Origin of the sequence: Streptomyces sp. NPDC048751, from assembly GCF_043198595.1 — a bacterium.
GTDB lineage: Bacteria > Actinomycetota > Actinomycetes > Streptomycetales > Streptomycetaceae > Streptomyces.
Genome location: NZ_JBICUX010000009.1, coordinates 45,668 through 62,293 on the forward strand (window position 1 = coordinate 45,668; position 16,626 = coordinate 62,293).

Sequence of the window (16,626 nt, forward strand, 5' to 3'; positions counted from 1 at the left end):
GGTCGACAAGGCACATTGTCCTACGTGGCCGGCCCCCTTACTCGGACGCGGCCACCAACTGGGCCTCCTCCTCGCCCTGCTGGGGCTCCTTGGGCCTGCCCGGCAGGAACAGCGCGACGACGACCGCTCCGACGAGCGCCACGGCCACACCGCCCAGCGCGGTGACGTGCATGGCGTGCAGGAACGCGTCGTTGGCGGGGTCGACCAGGGCCTGGCCGCGCGGGCCGAGCTTCGCGGCGACGCCGAGGGTGGCCTCGATGGACTCGCCGGCGGTGTCCCGCAGACCCGCGGGCAGCGCGCCGAGCTTGTCCTCGATGCCGGTGCGGTACGCCGTGGACAGCACCGAGCCGAGGACGGCGATGCCGAGGGCGCCGCCCACCTGACGGAAGGTGTTGCTGAGCGCGGAGGCGGAGCCGGCCTTCTCGCGGGGCAGTGCCTGCATGATGACGACGCTGGTCGGCGTCATGATGTGGGCCATGCCCGCGCCCATGAGGAAGAAGACGACCTCCAGGATCCAGATCGGGGTGTCCGCCTCGAACGTGGCGAACGCGCCGAGTGTCGCGGCGATCAGGAGCAGGCCGCCGGTCGTGGTGGCCTTGTTGCCGAAGCGGTCCACGACGAGCCGGGCGCGCGGCGCGAAGATCAGCTGGGCGGCGGCCAGCGGCAGCATGAGCAGACCGGACTGGAGCGCGGAGTAGCCGCGCACGCTCTGGGTGTAGAAGACCGAGAAGAAGGTCACGCCCATCAGCGCGAAGAAGACCAGCGCGATGGCGGCCATCGCAGCCGAGAAGACCTTGTTCTTGAAGTAGGTGACGTCGAGCGACGGGTGGTCGCTGCGCTTCTCGAACACGATGAAGGCGGCCAGGATCACCACTCCGGCGGCGATGCTCGACATCACGGTCACGTCCGTGAAGTCCGCGAGCTCGCCGCCCTTGATGATGCCGTAGACCAGCAGGACCAGGCCGACGACGGACAGGACGACACCCACGGGGTCGACACGGCCGGGACTCGGGTCGCGGGAGTCGGGCACCAGCCACATCATCAGCGCGATGGCGAGGATCACGATCGGCACGTTGATGAGGAAGACCGAGCCCCACCAGAAGTGGTCCAGGAGCAGGCCGCCGGTGATCGGCCCTATCGCGATGGCGAGGCCGACACCGCCCGCCCAGATGCCGATGGCCTTGGGCTGCTCCTCGCGCTCGAAGACGTTCATCAGCACGGCGAGGGTCGCGGGCATGACGAAGGCGGCACCGAGCGCCATGAGGGCGCGGAAGGCGATGAGCTGCGCGGGTGAGCCGGACTCGGCCGCCAGCGCGGAGCCGACGCCGAACACGGCGAGACCGCCCAGCAGGACCTTCTTGCGGCCCACCCGGTCGCCCAGGAGACCGGCGGTGAACAGCAGGCCGGCGAAGACGAGCGTGTAGGCGTTGATCGCCCACTCCAGCTCGCTCTGGGTGGCGCCCAGGCCGGTCGGGGCGGGGGTGGAGATCGTCTTGATGGCGACGTTCAGGATCGAGTTGTCCAGCACCACGATCAACAGGCTCAGCATCAGCACGCCGAGAATCGCCCAGCGGCGCCGGTGCACGGCTTCCGGTATCCGGGGGGCATGGGCGGCAGGAGTAGTCATGCGGTCCAGACTAGGCGACTTTCGATACGAGACCGTCTCGTATTGGAATGACTTTACCGAGCCCTTACGTAGACCCCCCGTGCGCCGGGGGACCCGCAGGGGGCGGAACTCACAGGGGGTGCCCTAGCCGTCCCTGGCACGAGGTGCCACCATGGAGACGGTCCGGGGACGCCGTCAGGGCGCCTCGAGATGACGTTAAGGAGCCGTTGCCATGACGCAGCTCTCGGCTGCCCAGCACAAGCCCTCCGACGGCAGCAAGGCGCTGTACGGGGGCAAGAGCACTCGCCGCATCACGGTCCGCGACATCACCGCCGCCAAGGAGCGCGGCGAGAAGTGGCCCATGCTCACCGCGTACGACGCGATGACCGCGTCCGTCTTCGACGAGGCCGGTATCCCGGTCATGCTGGTCGGCGACTCGGCGGGCAACTGCCACCTGGGCTACGAGTCCACCGTGCCCGTCACGCTCGACGAGATGACCATGCTGTCCGCCGCGGTCGTACGGGGCACCAGCCGCGCCCTGATCGTCGGCGACCTGCCCTTCGGCTCCTACCAGGAGGGCCCGGTGCAGGCGCTGCGCTCGGCGACGCGCCTGGTGAAGGAGGCGGGCGTCGGCGCGGTCAAGCTGGAGGGCGGCGAGCGCTCGCACCGGCAGATCGAGCTCCTGGTGGAGTCCGGCATCCCGGTCATGGCGCACATCGGACTCACCCCGCAGTCCGTCAACGCGATGGGCTACCGCGTCCAGGGGCGCGGCGAGGAGGCGGCCCAGCAGCTGCTGCGCGACGCCAAGGCCGTGCAGGACGCCGGCGCCTTCGCGGTCGTCCTCGAGCTGGTTCCGGCCGAGCTGGCCGCCGAGGTGACCCGCGTGCTGCACATCCCGACCGTCGGCATCGGCGCGGGCCCCGACACCGACGCGCAGGTCCTGGTGTGGACCGACATGCTCGGTCTGACCGGCGGGCGCGTGCCGAAGTTCGTCAAGAAGTACGCCGACCTGCGCGAGGTCATGGGCAACGCGGCCAAGGCCTTCGCGGAGGACGTCGTCGGCGGAACGTTCCCCCAGGAGGAGCACTCCGTCCACTGATCCACCACCGCACCGAGGCAGCCCCGCCGACCGTCCCCCGTCGGCGGGGCTTGCCGTTTCTCGGGAGCGACGGGGCTGGGCGTGTCGGTGGCCTGTAGGCGCCTACAGGCCCCTGTCGGTGACCTGTAGGTCGTTTGTCGGTGGCGGCTGACACCGTCCTTCCCATGAAGCGAATCGACAACGAACTCCGCGGAGTGGCCGTCACCGTCCGGGGGATGGTCAAGCACTACGGCGAGACCAAGGCACTGGACGGCGTGGATCTGGATGTGCGGGAGGGCACCGTGATGGGGGTGCTCGGCCCCAACGGGGCCGGAAAGACCACCCTCGTCCGCATCCTCTCCACCCTCCTCGCCCCCGACGCCGGGCAGGCGACCGTCGCCGGATACGACGTCGTACGGCAGCCCCGGCAGCTGCGCAGGGTGATCGGGCTGACCGGGCAGTACGCCTCCGTGGACGAGAAGCTCCCCGGCTGGGAGAACCTCTACATGATCGGCCGGCTGCTCGACCTGTCCCGCAGGGACGCCCGGGCCCGCGCCGACGAGCTGCTGGAGCGGTTCTCGCTCACCGACGCGGCCAAGCGACCGGCGAGCACGTACTCCGGTGGCATGCGGCGGCGGCTCGACCTCGCCGCCTCGATGATCGGGCACCCGTCCGTCCTGTTCCTGGACGAGCCCACCACCGGCCTCGACCCCCGCACCCGCAACGAGGTGTGGGACGAGGTCAAGCGGATGGTCGGCGAAGGCGTCACCGTCCTGCTCACCACCCAGTACATGGAGGAGGCCGAGCAGCTCGCCTCCGAACTGACCGTCGTGGACCGCGGCAAGGTCATCGCGAACGGCGCGATCGAGGAGCTGAAGGCGAAGGTCGGCGGACGCACCCTGCGGGTCCGCCCGACCGATCCTGTGCACCTGCGGCCCCTCGCCACCACGCTGGACGAGCTGGGCATCACCGGGCTCGCCGCCACGACCGTGGACGTCGAACGCGGTGCCGTCCTGGTACCGATCCTCAGCGACGAGCAACTGACCGCCGTGGTCGGCGCGGTCACCGCGCGCGGCATCACGCTCGCCTCCATCACCACCGAACTGCCCAGCCTGGACGAGGTCTTCCTGTCCCTCACCGGCCACCGCGCCAGTGCCCCGCAGGACGCCACCCCCGCCGAGACCCGCGAGGAGGTCGCCGTATGAGCGCCGCCACCATCACCCCCGACCTGAAGGCCGACGCCCGTATCCCGCTCCGCTCCCACCTGCGGCACACCGGTGCGCTGGTCCGCCGCAACCTGCTGTGGATCCGGCAGGACCCGGAGTCGATGTTCGACGCGGTGTTCATGCCGATCATCTTCACGCTGCTGTTCGTGTACGTCTTCGGCGGCTCCATCGGCCAGGCCCTGGGCGGCGGACAGGAGGCGTACGTGCAGTACGTGGTGCCCGGCATGCTGGCCATGATGGGCATGAACATCTCCCAGGGCGTCGGCACCGGCTTCAACGAGGACTTCCAGAAGGGGGTCATGGACCGCTTCCGCTCGCTGCCGATCGGGCGTGGCTCCGTGCTGGTCGCCAAGATCGTGGTGGAGCTGATGCGGATGCTCGTCGCGACAACGATCGTGATGATCGTCGGCGTCCTGGTCGGTTTCGACATCACGAACTGGGGCGGTCTGCTGGCCGCGGTCGGGCTGTCCGTGGTGTTCGGCTCGGCCCTGATGTGGGTGTTCCTCGCGCTCGGCGTGACGATGAAGAACGCGCAGTCGGTGCAGGCCATGGGCTTCCTGGTGCTGATGCCGCTCCAGTTCGGCTCCTCCATCTTCGCGCCGACCGGCTCGATGCCCGGCTGGCTGCAGAACTTCACCGACTACAACCCGCTGTCCTCGCTGGCCGACGCGGCCCGCGGTCTGATGGTGGGCGGCCCGGTGGCGCACGACCTGTGGGTGACGCTGGGCTGGTCGGTGCTGCTCACGGCGGTGATGGCGCCGATCTCGATCCACAAGTTCCGGACGAAGAGCTGACCGGCGGGTGCGGGTGCTCCCCGTCCGCCGGTCACACCAGGGCGGCGGCCTCCTCGAAGGAGAGGCCGCCGCCCTCGGCGTACGCGGTCTCGTACGCGGCGTCGCCGAGCACGGTCCGGACGCGCAGTACGGCACGGCCGCGCACCTCGCGTTCCAGGCGCGAGGGGTTGTGCTGGGGCGGCAGCAGGCCGGCGGCGGCGCCGAGGCAGCGGGCGGCGTCGGCGGCGCGGCTGCCTCCGTCGACGTCGGCCAGGGCGATCGCGGCGAGGGTCAGGTACGAGGAGGGCATGTGCGGGGCGAGGGTCTTGGCGAGCATGTCGTCGGCCCGCTCCAGCGCGCGCCGGGCGAGGCCCAGGCACTGCTCGTACCGCCCGTCGGCCGCCTCCAGCCAGGCCTCCGCGCCCAGGATCAGGGCGTCGAAGACGAAGAAGTGGGAGATGCCGAACTCCTCGCGCAGCAGCGCCAGTTGCTCGCGCGCTTCGGCCGTGCGGTCGGTCATGCCGAGCCAGCCGATCAGGAAGAGTCGGGCGGTGGGCATCGCCTCGTTGGCCGCGTGCCGCTGCTCGGCGATCACCTCGCGCAGGATCCGTTCGCCCTCCTCTGCCTCCCCGGCCTCCAGCAGCGCGCTGCCGAGGCGGGACCTGAGCACCCCCATCTGGGCCCGGGCACCGAGCCGTTCGGCCTCGGCGACGGCAGCCTCGTAGTCGGCGGCGGCCGCCAGATGGTCGCCCTGGCGCTCACGGGCCTCGCCACGCGCGGAGAGGGACTCGGCGAGGCCCCAGGCGTCCCCGAGGCGGCGGAAGATCTCCAGCGCCTCGTCGGCGTCACGGGCCGCGTCGCCCGCCCAGTCGCTGCGGTTGGCCAGCAGGTTGGCGCGCATCTGCAGACAGCCGGCGAGCTCCCACTCGAAGCCGGGCGTCTCACGGCAGGTGCGGACGTTGGCGTCGATGATCGTGCGCACGCGGTCCATGTCGCCGGTCAGCATCACGGCGAAGAACCAGAGCAGGCCCGGCCCGCGGCAGGTCTGCGGCAGACCGGGCTCGTAGACCTGGGTGATGGCACGCAGCTTGGCCTGCGCCGCCGGGTTCTGCCAGGCGTCCAGCTCGGTGTCCATCCCGGCGAGATGGGCGAGGTGCACGCCCCGCCGGGCCTCCTGGAGCAGTTCGCCGGTCAGCGGGGGCGGGACGTCCGTGCAGCGCTGGAGGACGGGGGCGGCGCGGCGGAGCGGGGCCGCGAACGGGTCGGGGCCGAGCTCCATGACCGCACCGCACCAGCTGCGGGCCTCGATGCGCAGGTCGCGCATCTGCCAGTACAGGGCGAGGGACAGGACGAGGCAGATCCCCTCCTGTTCGTCGCGGGCGGCGACGGCATGGCGCAGGGCGGTGCGCAGGTTCTCGTACTCGAGCTCGAACCGTGCGATGGCGCCACGCTGGCGGGGGCCGCGCAGCAACGGGTCGGTGGTGCGGGCGAGTTCGCGGTAGTACGTCAGGTGCGCGCGCTCGGCGGAGGCCCGCTGCGCGGCTTCGTCGAGCCGCTCGCCGGCGTACTCGGCGACGGTTTCCAGGAGCCGGTAGCGCATGGTGCCGTCGGCCGCGGGGGCGGCCACGACGAGGGACTTGTCGACGAGTGAGCCCAGCGCGTCGAGCGCGCCCGGCCCGCAGACCGCCTCCGCGGCGGCGAGGTCGCAGCCGCCCGCGAACACCGACAGGCAGCGCAGTACCTCCCGCTCCTCCTCGTCGAGCAGGTCCCAGGACCAGTCGACGACCGCGCGCAGGGTCTGCTGACGGGGCAGGACCGTGCGGCTTCCGGAGGTGAGCAACCGGAAACGGTCGTCGAGCCGATCGGCTATCTGACGCGTCGTCAACATGCGGAGCCGGGCGGCCGCGAGCTCGATGGCGAGCGGCAGGCCGTCGAGGCGTCGGCAGATCTCGGCACACGCGTCGGGGTCGTCCTCGACCCGGAACCCGGGCTGGGCGGCGGCCCCGCGCTCGGCGAGCAGCCGCAGGGCGACCGGCTCCGGCAGCGGTTCCACCGGCCGCAACAACTCCCCCGGTACGCCGAGGGGTTCACGGCTGGTGGCGAGCACCGTCAGCTGGGGGCAGCGGGCGAGCAGCTCCTCCACCAGGCGGGCGGCCGCGTCGACGACGTGCTCGCAGTTGTCGAGGACGATCAACATACGGCGTCTGGCGCAGTGTTCGACGAGACGTTCCACCGGGTTGTCGTAGCGGTCGGGCACTGCGGCACGAATGCCCTCGGCGCCGGCGCCGTGCAGCACCGTCTCGCGGGCGCCGATCGCGGTGAGCACGGCCTCCGGCACGGCCGCCGGGTCCTCCACCGGCGCCAGCTCGGCCAGCCACACCCCGTCCAGCGCCGCGTCCCCCACCTCCTCGGCCGCCTCCTGCGACAACCGCGTCTTCCCGGCCCCACCCGGCCCGAGCAGCGTCACGAGTCGCGCGTCCGCGAGATCCCCCCGGATGGCCTCGATGTCGGCCTCCCGCCCGACGAAGGAGGTGAGCCGCGCCCGGAGGTTGCTGGGGCGCGGGGGCCGCAGGCCCCGCCCTGCGTGTGCGTCCTCCGTCGTCCGCCCGGCTTCCCGCGGGTCGGCGCCCGCAGCGGACTGCCCGGTCCGCGTCGGCTCCGGCCGGGACTCCGCGGGGCTCAGCAACTCGGCGTGCAGTTCCCGGAGTTCCGGGCCCGGGTCCGAGCCGAGGCGGTCGGCCAGGAGATGCCGTACGTCCTCGTAGGCGGCCAGCGCCTCCGCCGTGCGGCCCGCCGCGCGCAGGGTGCGCAGGCGGAGGGCCTGGAGGGGCTCGTCCAGGGGATGGGCGTCGCAGAGGGCGGTGAGCTCGGGGAGGGACTGCTCGGCCTGGCCGAGGCCGAGCGCGGCGGTGTGGCGGGCGCGGAGCGCTTCGAGGCGCCGGGACTCCCAGCGTGCCGCCTCCGTCGTACGGTCGGGCAGGTCGGCGAGTGCGGGGCCGTGCCACAGGGCGAGCGCGTCGTCGAGGACGACGGCCGCCTTCGCGGGGTCGCCGTCGGCCAGCGCGCGGGTGCCGTCGGCGGCCAGCCGCTCGAAACGGTGCAGGTCGACGTCGTCCGGGGCGGCGGCCAGCCGGTAGCCGCCGTCCACCGAGGCCACCGCCTCCGCGCCGAGCGCCCGCCGCAGCCGTCCGACCAGGGCCTGCAGCGCACCCGGCGCGTCGGCGGGCGGGGCCCCTTCCCACACCTCCTCGACCAGTAAGCCCGCCGGGACGGTCCGGCCGGCCCGCAGTGCCAGCACGGTCAGCAGGGCACGCAGCCGCGCCCCGCCGACCGTGACGGGCGTGCCGTCGGTGCGGAGTGCCTGGGTGGTGCCGAGGATGCGATAGCGCACGGGGTTCATTCTCTCCGGTGGGCTCGGGGCGGGTCACGGGGTTTCGGCGGTGCGGCGCGGTGCGGGGTGGGATGAGGCGGGTGGGGCGGGGGCCGAATGCCGGGCCCGTCCTGACAGGAACCCGCACCCCACCCCGAGACGTTTCCCCCGTGCGCCCGGTACGGTCGGGCAGTCCCACCGTGTGCCCGAGAGCTCAGGGAGCCCCATGACCACCGCCCTCACCCGCCGCAGCGACCGGCGGATCAGTCCCGTCTTCGTCGGGATCCTGGCCGTCACCGCGGTCACGGGCTGGGCCACCTGGTCCGGGTTCGCCGAGCAGCCCGGCGTCGCGGTGTTCCTGTTCGTGACGTCGGCGTGGATCGTCTCGCTCTGCCTCCACGAGTACGCCCACGCCCGCACCGCCCTGCACAGCGGCGACATCTCGGTCGGCGCGAAGGGCTACCTCACGCTGAACCCGCTGAAGTACACCCACGCCCTGCTCAGCATCGTGCTCCCCGTGATCTTCGTGATCATGGGCGGTATCGGTCTGCCCGGCGGTGCCGTCTTCATCGAGCGCGGCCGCATCCGGGGCCGCTGGCGCCACAGCCTCATCTCGGCGGCCGGCCCGCTGACGAACGTGCTGTTCGCCGTGGTGTGCACCGCCCCCTTCTGGCTTGACGCGCTGGACGGCGTACCGACGGACTTCCGCTACGCCCTCGGCTTCCTCGCCATGCTCCAGGTCACCGCGGCGATCCTGAACTTCCTGCCGGTGCCCGGCCTGGACGGCTACGGCGTGATCGAGCCCTGGCTGTCGTACAACATCAGGCGCCAGGTGGAGCCGTTCGCACCGTTCGGCCTGCTGTTCGTGTTCGCGCTGCTGTGGGTGCCCTCGATCAACTCCGCGTTCTTCGACGTGATCGACTCGATCCTGAAGGGCCTCGGGATCACCCAGCTGGACACGTACTGCGGTCAGGAACTCTTCCGGTTCTGGCAGGGCACGAACGAGTTCTGCTCGGTCAGCCCGTGACGGAGCGGCCCTGCCGGGATGCCCTGCCGCGCTTGACGTAGTACCAGCACATGTTGGACGACAGCCCCGCCAGCAGCACCCATACGACGCCCAGCCAGCTGCCCTGGACGAAGGACACGACCGCCGCGGCCACGGCGAGGGCGCAGACGACGAAGGCGTAGACGGCGAGTCGCCGGGCCGGGCCGGGTGGGGGCAACGGGGGCATGGGGTGGGCTCCTGTCGGGGGACACTGCGGGCACTGCTCGACACGGTCGGCGGCACTCGGCGCCGCCGATGCCACCAGTGTCCCCCATCCCTCAGACGTCCGTGACCCGCAGCCCCGCGTGTGCCTTGTAGCGCCGGTTCACCGAGATCAGGTTCGCGACCAGCGACTCCACCTGGTGGGCGTTGCGCAGCCGCCCCGAGAAGATGCCGCGCATTCCGGGGATGCGGCCGGCCAGCGCCTGCACGATCTCCACGTCGGCGCGCTCCTCGCCCAGCACCATCACGTCGGTGTCGATCTCCTCGATCTCCGGGTCCTGGAGGAGGACCGCCGACAGGTGGTGGAAGGCCGCGGTCACTCGCGAGTCCGGCAGCAGGGCGGCGGCCTGCTCGGCGGCGCTGCCCTCCTCCGGCTTCAGCGCGTAGGCGCCCTTCTTGTCGAAGCCGAGCGGGTTGACGCAGTCGACGACGAGCTTGCCGGCCAGTTCCTCGCGCAGGGACTCCAGGGTCTTGCCGTGGCCCTCCCAGGGCACGGCGACGATCACGATGTCGCTGCGGCGCGCGGTCTCGGCGTTGTCGGCGCCCTCGACGCCGTGCCCGAGCTCGTCGGCGGCGGCCTGGGCGCGGTCGGCGGCCCGCGAGCCGATGATCACCTTCTGCCCGGCCCGGGCGAGCCGGTAGGCGAGGCCCTTGCCCTGCGGCCCGGTCCCGCCGAGCACGCCGACGACGAGCCCGGAGACGTCGGGGAGGTCCCAGGGGTCCTTGGCGGGGGCCTTGGCCGGGGTGCCGGTGGACTGCTGTGCACTGTCGGTAGAGGTCATGGCCCGACTGTACGTGCGCACGCGCGCCGCCTTCCGCTCAGGTGAGGCGGCTCACGGGCACCCGCCGGAAGGTGATCGTCTCGTACGCGCCGAAGTCGCCGGTCTCGTAGAGGAGCCCCACGGTGTCGGCGTCGACGCGTACCAGGTCGGAGTAGGCGGCGGGCAGGCCGTCCACCGTGAACGCCGGGCGCCAGGTGGTGCCGCCGTCGGTGGAGACACGGATGGTCATCAGCGCGCGGGAGCCGGGGTCGGCGGGGCCCGAGTAGAGGAGCAGGTCGGGGTCGCGGAGCTGCAGGACGCTCGCCTGGCAGACGGGGGCGGTCAGGCCGGCCTGGGGGCGGAAGGGTTTGGCGAGCGTGCGGCCGCCGTCGGCGGAGTGGGCGTCGGCGCGGGTGCCCGGCGACGGGGAGTCGTTGCGGGTGTTGAAGTAGACGCGGCCGTCGGGGAGTTCGGCGGCGGTGGTCTCGTTGGCGTTGATGTAGTTGTCGGGGTTGTCGTCGACGTAGCCGATGCTCCAGGTCTCGCCCCGGTCGTCGCTGAGCAGGCAGTGGCCGCCGTTGTAACGGCCCTCGGTGCCGTTGTCCCCGTCGGCCGGGGGGAGGGAGTGGTTGGCGGGGACGACGATCCGGCCGGTGCTCAACTGGACGGCGTGACCGGGGGTGGTCGCGTACCAGCGCCATTCCTCGCGCTTCACCTGTGGGGTGATCTCTCGCGGGGCCGACCAGGTGAGCCCGTCGTCGTCGCTGTGCCGCACCCACACACGGCGGCCGTCGGCCGGGCCGACCGCGCCGCGCCGGATGGCCTCCTCGGTGGCGAGGGCCGCGTTGCGGACGTGCACGAGCAGGATCCGGCCGGTGTCGAGGACGACGGGGGCGGGGTTGCCCGCGAGGGCGTCGCCGTTCTCGGCGACGACCTGGAGGGGGCCCCAGGTGCGGCCGCCGTCGGCGGACCGTTTCAGGACGATGTCGATGTGGCCGAAGTCGTTCCGTGAGTCGACCCTGCCCTCGCAGAAGGCGAGCAGGGTCCCGGAGCGCAGGGCGACGACGGCCGGGATCCGGAAGCTCGCGTAGCCCTCAAGGCCTGCGCGGAAGGGGACGGACGCGTCGGGCGTGGACGCCTCGGACGTGGATGCCTCAGATGCCTCGGTCATGGGCGGGCCCTCCCCACGTCGGGCGAATTCGGCGTGAACGCGGGGTCAACGGTGGCCGGTTACGGCAGTATGCGGGCGCATGGACGCCGTACGAGTCGCGTTGCTGCGTGAGGTGCTCGCCGGGACGGAGTGGCTGGGGGCCACGCGGCGGTTCGCGGGGGCGTTACGCGGGTCCGTGGTGTCCCACGGGGGTGGCCTGCTGCTCGTGGGAACACCGGAGTACGAGCCGTGGCACCTGGCGGCGCATCTGACGGACGAGGCCGCGTGGTCGGGGACGCCGGAGCTCGCGCCCACGCTCGTACGACATCACGCGCGCCCCTCGGATCCCGCGCACCTCGCGGTCGGGCCCGGGCGGATCGAGGCGGCCCGACGGGGCGAGACCCTGCTGGTGGTGGCCCCGCGGGGGCCCGCCGCTCCCCTGCTGGAACGGGTGCACGACGCCCGCCGCGCCGGGGTGACCGTGCTGGCGCTCGGCCCCGGCGAGGGTGAGCTGGCCGGCATGGCCCACGAGGCGCTCGCGGTGCCGGAGGGGGCGGAGCTGGACCTCGACACCGTGCAGCACCTGGTGAGCGCGGCGGCCGGCGAGAACGCCAGGCCCGCCGCCCGCGGCTTCCGGGACCGGTTGTCCCGCCTGGCCGAACTCCTGACAGCTCCGCCACCGTCCCGCTGGTGAGGTCATAGTGCGGGCGGTCGTGCCGCCGGGGCGTGGGGGTCCCCCCGCTCGAGCGAAGCCGAGAGCGAGAGTGGGGGAGATGGGCGCGGGCGGCACCCCGTCAGCGCCAGGCCGCGCGCACCCCGCCCGACCCCGGCCACGCACACCCCGCCAGCGCCAGACCACGCGCTGACGTACGACGTCCGCACGAACGAGCACGCGGTGCGGCTGCGGGAACGGCGCGAGGCGGCCGCCCCCGCCTCACCCGCGTGATCAGTCCCCGCGCTGGTCACCCGTCGGCGCGTCGTGCCACTTGGGGTCGTTCTCCCACTGGACGTTGCGCTCGCGGGCGCTCTCCATCGCGTGCTCGGCCTCCTGACGGGAGGCGTACGGGCCGAAGCGGTCCTTGGCGGGGCACTCCGGCCCCTCCTCGACCTTCTTGTGCTCCAGGCAGTAGTACCACTCGCCCGGCTTACCGACCGTCCGCTTCTTGAACAGGGACATGACCAGCTCCTCTCGCCACCGACATGTTCCCCCATACCCGCTCGATAGACTCGCTGGCATGTCTGCCCAGTCGCTGCTCGTACCGGGGGAGCTGTCCCCCACCCGTTCCGTGCCCGGAAACATCCGCCGCCCCGAGTACGTCGGCAAGCCCGCGCCGACGCCGTACACCGGGCCGGAGGTGCAGACCCCCGAGACGATCGAGGCGATGCGGGTCGCCGGCCGGATCGCCGCGCAGGCGATGGCCGAGGCCGCAAAGCTGATCGCGCCGGGCGTCACCACCGACGAGCTGGACAAGGTGGCGCACGAGTTCATGTGCGACCACGGCGCCTACCCGTCGACGCTGGGCTACCGCGGCTTCCCGAAGTCGCTGTGCACCTCGGTCAACGAGGTCATCTGCCACGGCATCCCGGACTCCACGGTGCTGCGCGACGGCGACATCATCAACCTGGACGTGACGGCGTACATCGGCGGGGTGCACGGCGACAACAACGCGACGTATCTCGTGGGTGACGTCGACGAGGAGTCGCGGCTGCTGGTGGAGCGGACCCGGGAGTCGCTCGACCGGGCGATCAAGGCGGTCAAGCCGGGCCGGCAGATCAACATCATCGGCCGGGTCATCGAGTCGTACGCCAAGCGCTTCGGCTACGGCGTGGTGCGGGACTTCACCGGGCACGGCATCAACTCGTCCTTCCACTCCGGGCTGATCATCCCGCACTACGACAGCCCGCACGCGACGACGGTCATCCAGCCGGGGATGACGTTCACGATCGAGCCGATGCTGACGCTCGGCACGCACGAGTACGACATGTGGGACGACGGGTGGACGGTCGTCACCAAGGACCGCAAGCGGACGGCCCAGTTCGAGCACACGCTGGTGGTGACGGCGACGGGCGCGGAGATCCTCACGCTGCCGTAGCCACCGCCGCGTCTACCGTTCGAGAAAGACGCGTCCGCCGATCTCCACCCAGCCGTAGGGCTGCGGCGCGGTGAGGATCTGGGACCCGGCCCCCTGGGTGATGTTCAGGGCTCGCCCCAGCTGGTCCGTCAGGAGCATGGCCGCCGCCCCCGTCGCCTCGTCCTCCTCGATGCCGTCGTCACGGCCGGGGAAGGCGCGGGCGCGGACGCGGCCGGCGGGTTCGTCCTCCCAGGCCCAGGCGTAGATCCACTCGCCGGGCGGCGGGACGGACAGGTCGTCGACCTCGGCGGCGGTGGCGTACTGCCGCAGGGTGCGCGGCGGGGCCCACTCCGCGCGCGCCTCGATCCAGCTGAACTCCCCGTCCTGACGGGCACCCAGCACACCGGCCGGGGTGACGAGTTCGGGGACGTCGAGCAGCCAGGCCGCACCCACGCAGGGGTGCCCGGCGAAGGGCAGGCGCAGGCCGGGGGTGTAGATGTCGACGATCCCGCGCTCGGGGTCGTCCACGAACACCGTCTCGCTGAAGCCGAGTTTGGCCGCCAGGGCCTGCCGGTCACTCCGCTCCGGCACCGTCGACCCCTCACGGACAACGCCCAGTTCGTTGCCGTAGCCGCCGTTCGGCGCGCAGAAGACGCGGAGCACGTCGTAGTCAGTCACCCGCGCATTGAAACACTCCCCGCGATCTTTGAACTCTATTTGACCTTTCCATGGTGTCCGATTTACGTCACCGTGATCATCTCGCGCTCTTACAGCGTCCATGAGAGGTGAATCACGGCATGCAGGGGTATCGCACAGGTAAGCCTCGGATAAGTTAGGCGAGCCTCACCAACCTTCGTGAGCTCTGTCACGACCTTTTTGAGCCAGCCGCTGGGAGCCCGCATGCGTGCCGTCAGACTGTCCGTCGTCACCGCCGCCGCCACCGCGGCGGCCCTGACCGCCGTCACGGGCTGCACCGAGAAGAGCAGCGCGAAGGACGGCGACCACGTGATCAGCGTGACCGCCACCGACGACAAGTGCGAGACGTCGAAGAAGGAAGTGCCCGCCGGGCACATAGAGCTCGACATCGAGAACAAGGGCTCCAAGGTCACCGAGGTCTACGTCCTCTTCCCGGACGACCGCGTCGTCACCGAGCGCGAGAACATCGGCGCCGGCACCAAGCAGCGCGTCACCGCCGAGGTCAAGGCCGGCGCGTACGAGATCGCCTGCAAGCCCGGCATGAAGGGCGACGGCATCCGCCAGACCCTCACGGTCACCGGCGGCAAGGCCGCCCAGCGCGACCCGCGCCTGGACAAGGCCGTCGCCGCGTACCGCACCTATGTGCAGGCCCAGGCCGACGAGACGCTGCCGCTGGCCGAGACCTTCGCCAAGGCGGTCAAGGGCGGCGACCTGGAGGCCGCCAAGAAGGCCTACGCGCCCTCCCGGATCGGCTGGGAGCGCACCGAGCCCGTCGCGGAGTCCTTCGGCGACATCGACCCCAAGGTCGACGTCCGCGAGGACGGCCTGGAGGACGGCCAGGACCCGGCGAAGGACTGGACCGGCTGGCACCGCCTGGAGAAGGCCCTCTGGCAGGACAAGAAGATCGGCGACCGCGAGAAGCAGCTCGCCGACCAGCTGATCACCGACCTGAAGGACTGGCAGAAGCGGGTCGGCAAGGCCGACATCACCCCGACCTCCATGGCCAACGGCGCCAAGGAGCTGCTGGACGAGGTCGCCACCGGCAAGGTCACCGGCGAGGAGGAGCGCTACTCGCACACCGACCTGGTCGACTTCAAGGCCAACGTCGAGGGCGCGCAGAAGGCGTACGAGCTGCTCAAGCCGGTCGCGCAGGAGAACGACAAGGCGCTGACCACCGAGCTGGACAAGCAGTTCGGCACGCTGAACACGCTGCTCGACAAGTACCGCGCGGACAAGTCGTCCTACGACTTCACCTCGTACGACAAGGTCGGCAAGGCGGATCAGAAGGAGCTGTCGGACGCGGTCAACGCGCTCGCGGAGCCGCTGTCCAAGCTCGCCGCCGCCGTCGCGAAGTAGACAGGGGACTCGACCATGACGGACACCGACAGCACGTCCCCCACGCCCTCCCGCCGCGCGCTGATCGGCTGGGGCGGGGCCGGGCTCGCGCTCGGCGCCGCCGCGGCCGGCGGGGCGGTCGCGATGACCCGTACCGGCAACGACGTCGACCCGGCCGGTGCCGACGCGGGCGCCGCCGTAGCCTTCCACGGCGCGCACCAGGCGGGCATCTCCACGCCCGTGCAGGACCGGCTGCACTTCGCCGCGTTCGACGTGACCACCGACGACCGCGCCGAGTTCGTCCAGCTGCTGAAGGACTGGACCGAGGCGGCCCGCCGGATGACGGCCGGGCACGCGGTCGGCGAGGGCGCGTACGGCGGCCTCGCGGAGGCACCGCCGGACGACACCGGTGAAGCGCTGGGCCTGAAGCCGTCGCGGCTGACCCTCACGATCGGCTTCGGCCCGTCGCTGTTCGGCAAGTTCGACCTGGCGAAGCAGCGTCCCGAGGCCCTCGTCGACCTGCCCAAGTTCGCCGGCGACAACCTCGACAAGAACCGCAGCGACGGCGACCTGTGCGTGCAGGCGTGCGCGGACGACCCCCAGGTCGCGGTGCACGCCATCCGCAACCTCGCCCGCATCGGCTTCGGCAAGGTCGTCATCCGCTGGTCGCAGCTCGGCTTCGGCAAGACGTCGTCCACGACCCCCGACGCGCAGACCCCGCGCAACCTGATGGGCTTCAAGGACGGCACCCGCAACATCGCGGGCACGGAGACGGACCGCCTGAAGAAGCATGTCTGGGTGGACGAGAAGGACGGCCCGCAGTGGATGACCGGGGGCTCCTACCTCGTCGCCCGCCGCATCCGCATGCACATCGAGACCTGGGACCGCACCTCCCTGCAGGAGCAGGAGGACATCTTCGGCCGTGACAAGGGCGAGGGCGCACCCGTGGGCAAGGCCAAGGAACGTGACGAACCGTTCCTGAAGGCGATGAAGCCCGACGCGCACGTGCGGCTCGCGCACCCCGACTCCAACCACGGGGCGACCCTCCTGCGCCGCGGCTACTCCTTCACCGACGGCACGGACGGCCTGGGCCGCCTGGAGGCGGGCCTGTTCTTCCTGGCGTACCAGAGGGATGTGCGCAAGGGGTTCATCCAGGTGCAGCGCAACCTGGCCACCGACGCGCTCAACGAGTACATCCAGCACGTGGGTTCGGCGGTCTTCGCGGTCCCGCCCGGCGTCCGTGACAAGGACGACTGGTGGGGAAGCACGCTGTTCTCCAAGGAGGCGTAGCC

15 protein-coding genes are annotated in these 16,626 nt (G+C 71.7%); 8 read left to right on the forward strand and 7 right to left on the reverse strand.

Translation table 11 applies throughout. From position 1 onward, the window contains the following. Window positions 1–37: 37 nt before the first annotated feature. Entirely contained in the window at window positions 38–1,627 is a 1,590-nt protein-coding gene (locus ACGFNV_RS27415; RefSeq protein WP_393625757.1) for an MFS transporter, read from the reverse strand. 211 nt (window positions 1,628–1,838) lie between these two features. On the opposite strand from ACGFNV_RS27415, the gene panB reads away from it, so the two are divergent. The 3 genes from panB to ACGFNV_RS27430 all read left to right on the forward strand — a co-directional run bounded on the left by panB (window position 1,839) and on the right by ACGFNV_RS27430 (window position 4,704). Then, the gene (gene panB / locus ACGFNV_RS27420) at window positions 1,839–2,705 is read left to right on the forward strand and encodes a 3-methyl-2-oxobutanoate hydroxymethyltransferase (protein ID WP_393625759.1); all 867 of its coding nucleotides are present in this window, start codon (window positions 1,839–1,841) and stop codon (window positions 2,703–2,705) included. A gap of 164 nt (window positions 2,706–2,869) precedes the next feature. Beyond that, entirely contained in the window at window positions 2,870–3,889 is a 1,020-nt protein-coding gene (locus ACGFNV_RS27425) for an ATP-binding cassette domain-containing protein (protein ID WP_393625761.1), read from the forward strand. Further along, the gene (locus ACGFNV_RS27430) at window positions 3,886–4,704 is read left to right on the forward strand and encodes an ABC transporter permease (RefSeq protein ID WP_393625763.1); all 819 of its coding nucleotides are present in this window, start codon (window positions 3,886–3,888) and stop codon (window positions 4,702–4,704) included. The genes ACGFNV_RS27425 and ACGFNV_RS27430 overlap by 4 nt, the downstream gene beginning before the upstream one ends. A gap of 31 nt (window positions 4,705–4,735) precedes the next feature. On the opposite strand, the gene ACGFNV_RS27435 is transcribed toward ACGFNV_RS27430, so the two are convergent. Continuing rightward, window positions 4,736–8,083: a BTAD domain-containing putative transcriptional regulator gene (locus tag ACGFNV_RS27435; protein ID WP_393625765.1), complete on the reverse strand. Its 3,348-nt coding sequence runs from the start codon at window positions 8,081–8,083 to the stop codon at window positions 4,736–4,738. Between the two features lie 196 nt (window positions 8,084–8,279). On the opposite strand from ACGFNV_RS27435, the gene ACGFNV_RS27440 reads away from it, so the two are divergent. Next, on the forward strand, window positions 8,280–9,080 hold the full coding sequence (locus ACGFNV_RS27440; protein WP_393625767.1) for a site-2 protease family protein: 801 nt from the start codon (window positions 8,280–8,282) through the stop codon (window positions 9,078–9,080). Here ACGFNV_RS27440 and ACGFNV_RS27445 read toward each other — a convergent pair. From ACGFNV_RS27445 to ACGFNV_RS27455, 3 genes are all read right to left on the reverse strand, one after another. Continuing rightward, window positions 9,070–9,285, reverse strand: coding sequence for a hypothetical protein (locus tag ACGFNV_RS27445; RefSeq protein WP_393625769.1), 216 nt, complete (start codon window positions 9,283–9,285; stop codon window positions 9,070–9,072). The genes ACGFNV_RS27440 and ACGFNV_RS27445 overlap by 11 nt on opposite strands. A 91-nt stretch (window positions 9,286–9,376) precedes the next feature. Further along, complete coding sequence (npdG, locus tag ACGFNV_RS27450; RefSeq protein WP_393625770.1) at window positions 9,377–10,102, reverse strand: NADPH-dependent F420 reductase; 726 nt, start codon at window positions 10,100–10,102, stop codon at window positions 9,377–9,379. Window positions 10,103–10,139: 37 nt separating this feature from the next. Then, window positions 10,140–11,252: an exo-alpha-sialidase gene (locus ACGFNV_RS27455; RefSeq protein ID WP_393625772.1), complete on the reverse strand. Its 1,113-nt coding sequence runs from the start codon at window positions 11,250–11,252 to the stop codon at window positions 10,140–10,142. A 79-nt stretch (window positions 11,253–11,331) separates the two neighbouring features. Between ACGFNV_RS27455 and ACGFNV_RS27460 the strand changes: the two genes are divergently transcribed. After that, the gene (locus ACGFNV_RS27460; RefSeq protein ID WP_393625774.1) at window positions 11,332–11,925 is read left to right on the forward strand and encodes a hypothetical protein; all 594 of its coding nucleotides are present in this window, start codon (window positions 11,332–11,334) and stop codon (window positions 11,923–11,925) included. A 252-nt stretch (window positions 11,926–12,177) separates the two neighbouring features. Here ACGFNV_RS27460 and ACGFNV_RS27465 read toward each other — a convergent pair whose 3' ends face one another. Then, window positions 12,178–12,408 carry a hypothetical protein gene (locus ACGFNV_RS27465; RefSeq protein WP_393625776.1) on the reverse strand — a complete coding sequence of 77 codons (231 nt, stop codon included), beginning with the start codon at window positions 12,406–12,408 and terminating at the stop codon, window positions 12,178–12,180. Window positions 12,409–12,466: 58 nt separating this feature from the next. Here ACGFNV_RS27465 and map point away from each other — a divergent pair, with 58 nt between their 5' ends. After that, on the forward strand, window positions 12,467–13,324 hold the full coding sequence (gene map / locus ACGFNV_RS27470) for a type I methionyl aminopeptidase (protein ID WP_133926758.1): 858 nt from the start codon (window positions 12,467–12,469) through the stop codon (window positions 13,322–13,324). Window positions 13,325–13,336: 12 nt separating this feature from the next. Here the strand turns inward: map and ACGFNV_RS27475 are convergent, their stop codons facing one another. Then, window positions 13,337–13,981 (reverse strand): PhzF family phenazine biosynthesis protein, encoded by a 645-nt coding sequence (locus tag ACGFNV_RS27475; RefSeq protein ID WP_393625778.1) that lies wholly within the window; start codon window positions 13,979–13,981, stop codon window positions 13,337–13,339. Window positions 13,982–14,203: 222 nt separating this feature from the next. On the opposite strand from ACGFNV_RS27475, the gene efeO reads away from it, so the two are divergent. Next, a complete protein-coding gene (efeO, locus tag ACGFNV_RS27480; protein WP_393625780.1) occupies window positions 14,204–15,355 on the forward strand; it encodes an iron uptake system protein EfeO in 1,152 nt (383 codons plus the stop codon). 15 nt (window positions 15,356–15,370) lie between these two features. Beyond that, window positions 15,371–16,624, forward strand: coding sequence for an iron uptake transporter deferrochelatase/peroxidase subunit (gene efeB / locus ACGFNV_RS27485; RefSeq protein ID WP_393625782.1), 1,254 nt, complete (start codon window positions 15,371–15,373; stop codon window positions 16,622–16,624). The last annotated feature ends 2 nt before the right edge of the window (window positions 16,625–16,626 follow it).

Coding starts and splice junctions, on each gene's coding strand:
- ACGFNV_RS27445 (WP_393625769.1), bottom strand. CDS start 9,285: ATGCCCCCGTTGCCCCCACCCGGCCCGGCCCGGCGACTCGCCGTCTAC.
- ACGFNV_RS27430 (WP_393625763.1), top strand. CDS start 3,886: ATGAGCGCCGCCACCATCACCCCCGACCTGAAGGCCGACGCCCGTATC.
- npdG (WP_393625770.1), bottom strand. CDS start 10,102: ATGACCTCTACCGACAGTGCACAGCAGTCCACCGGCACCCCGGCCAAG.
- ACGFNV_RS27435 (WP_393625765.1), bottom strand. CDS start 8,083: ATGAACCCCGTGCGCTATCGCATCCTCGGCACCACCCAGGCACTCCGC.
- map (WP_133926758.1), top strand. CDS start 12,467: ATGTCTGCCCAGTCGCTGCTCGTACCGGGGGAGCTGTCCCCCACCCGT.
- panB (WP_393625759.1), top strand. CDS start 1,839: ATGACGCAGCTCTCGGCTGCCCAGCACAAGCCCTCCGACGGCAGCAAG.
- ACGFNV_RS27460 (WP_393625774.1), top strand. CDS start 11,332: ATGGACGCCGTACGAGTCGCGTTGCTGCGTGAGGTGCTCGCCGGGACG.
- ACGFNV_RS27415 (WP_393625757.1), bottom strand. CDS start 1,627: ATGACTACTCCTGCCGCCCATGCCCCCCGGATACCGGAAGCCGTGCAC.
- ACGFNV_RS27465 (WP_393625776.1), bottom strand. CDS start 12,408: ATGTCCCTGTTCAAGAAGCGGACGGTCGGTAAGCCGGGCGAGTGGTAC.
- ACGFNV_RS27455 (WP_393625772.1), bottom strand. CDS start 11,252: ATGACCGAGGCATCTGAGGCATCCACGTCCGAGGCGTCCACGCCCGAC.
- efeO (WP_393625780.1), top strand. CDS start 14,204: ATGCGTGCCGTCAGACTGTCCGTCGTCACCGCCGCCGCCACCGCGGCG.
- efeB (WP_393625782.1), top strand. CDS start 15,371: ATGACGGACACCGACAGCACGTCCCCCACGCCCTCCCGCCGCGCGCTG.
- ACGFNV_RS27425 (WP_393625761.1), top strand. CDS start 2,870: ATGAAGCGAATCGACAACGAACTCCGCGGAGTGGCCGTCACCGTCCGG.
- ACGFNV_RS27440 (WP_393625767.1), top strand. CDS start 8,280: ATGACCACCGCCCTCACCCGCCGCAGCGACCGGCGGATCAGTCCCGTC.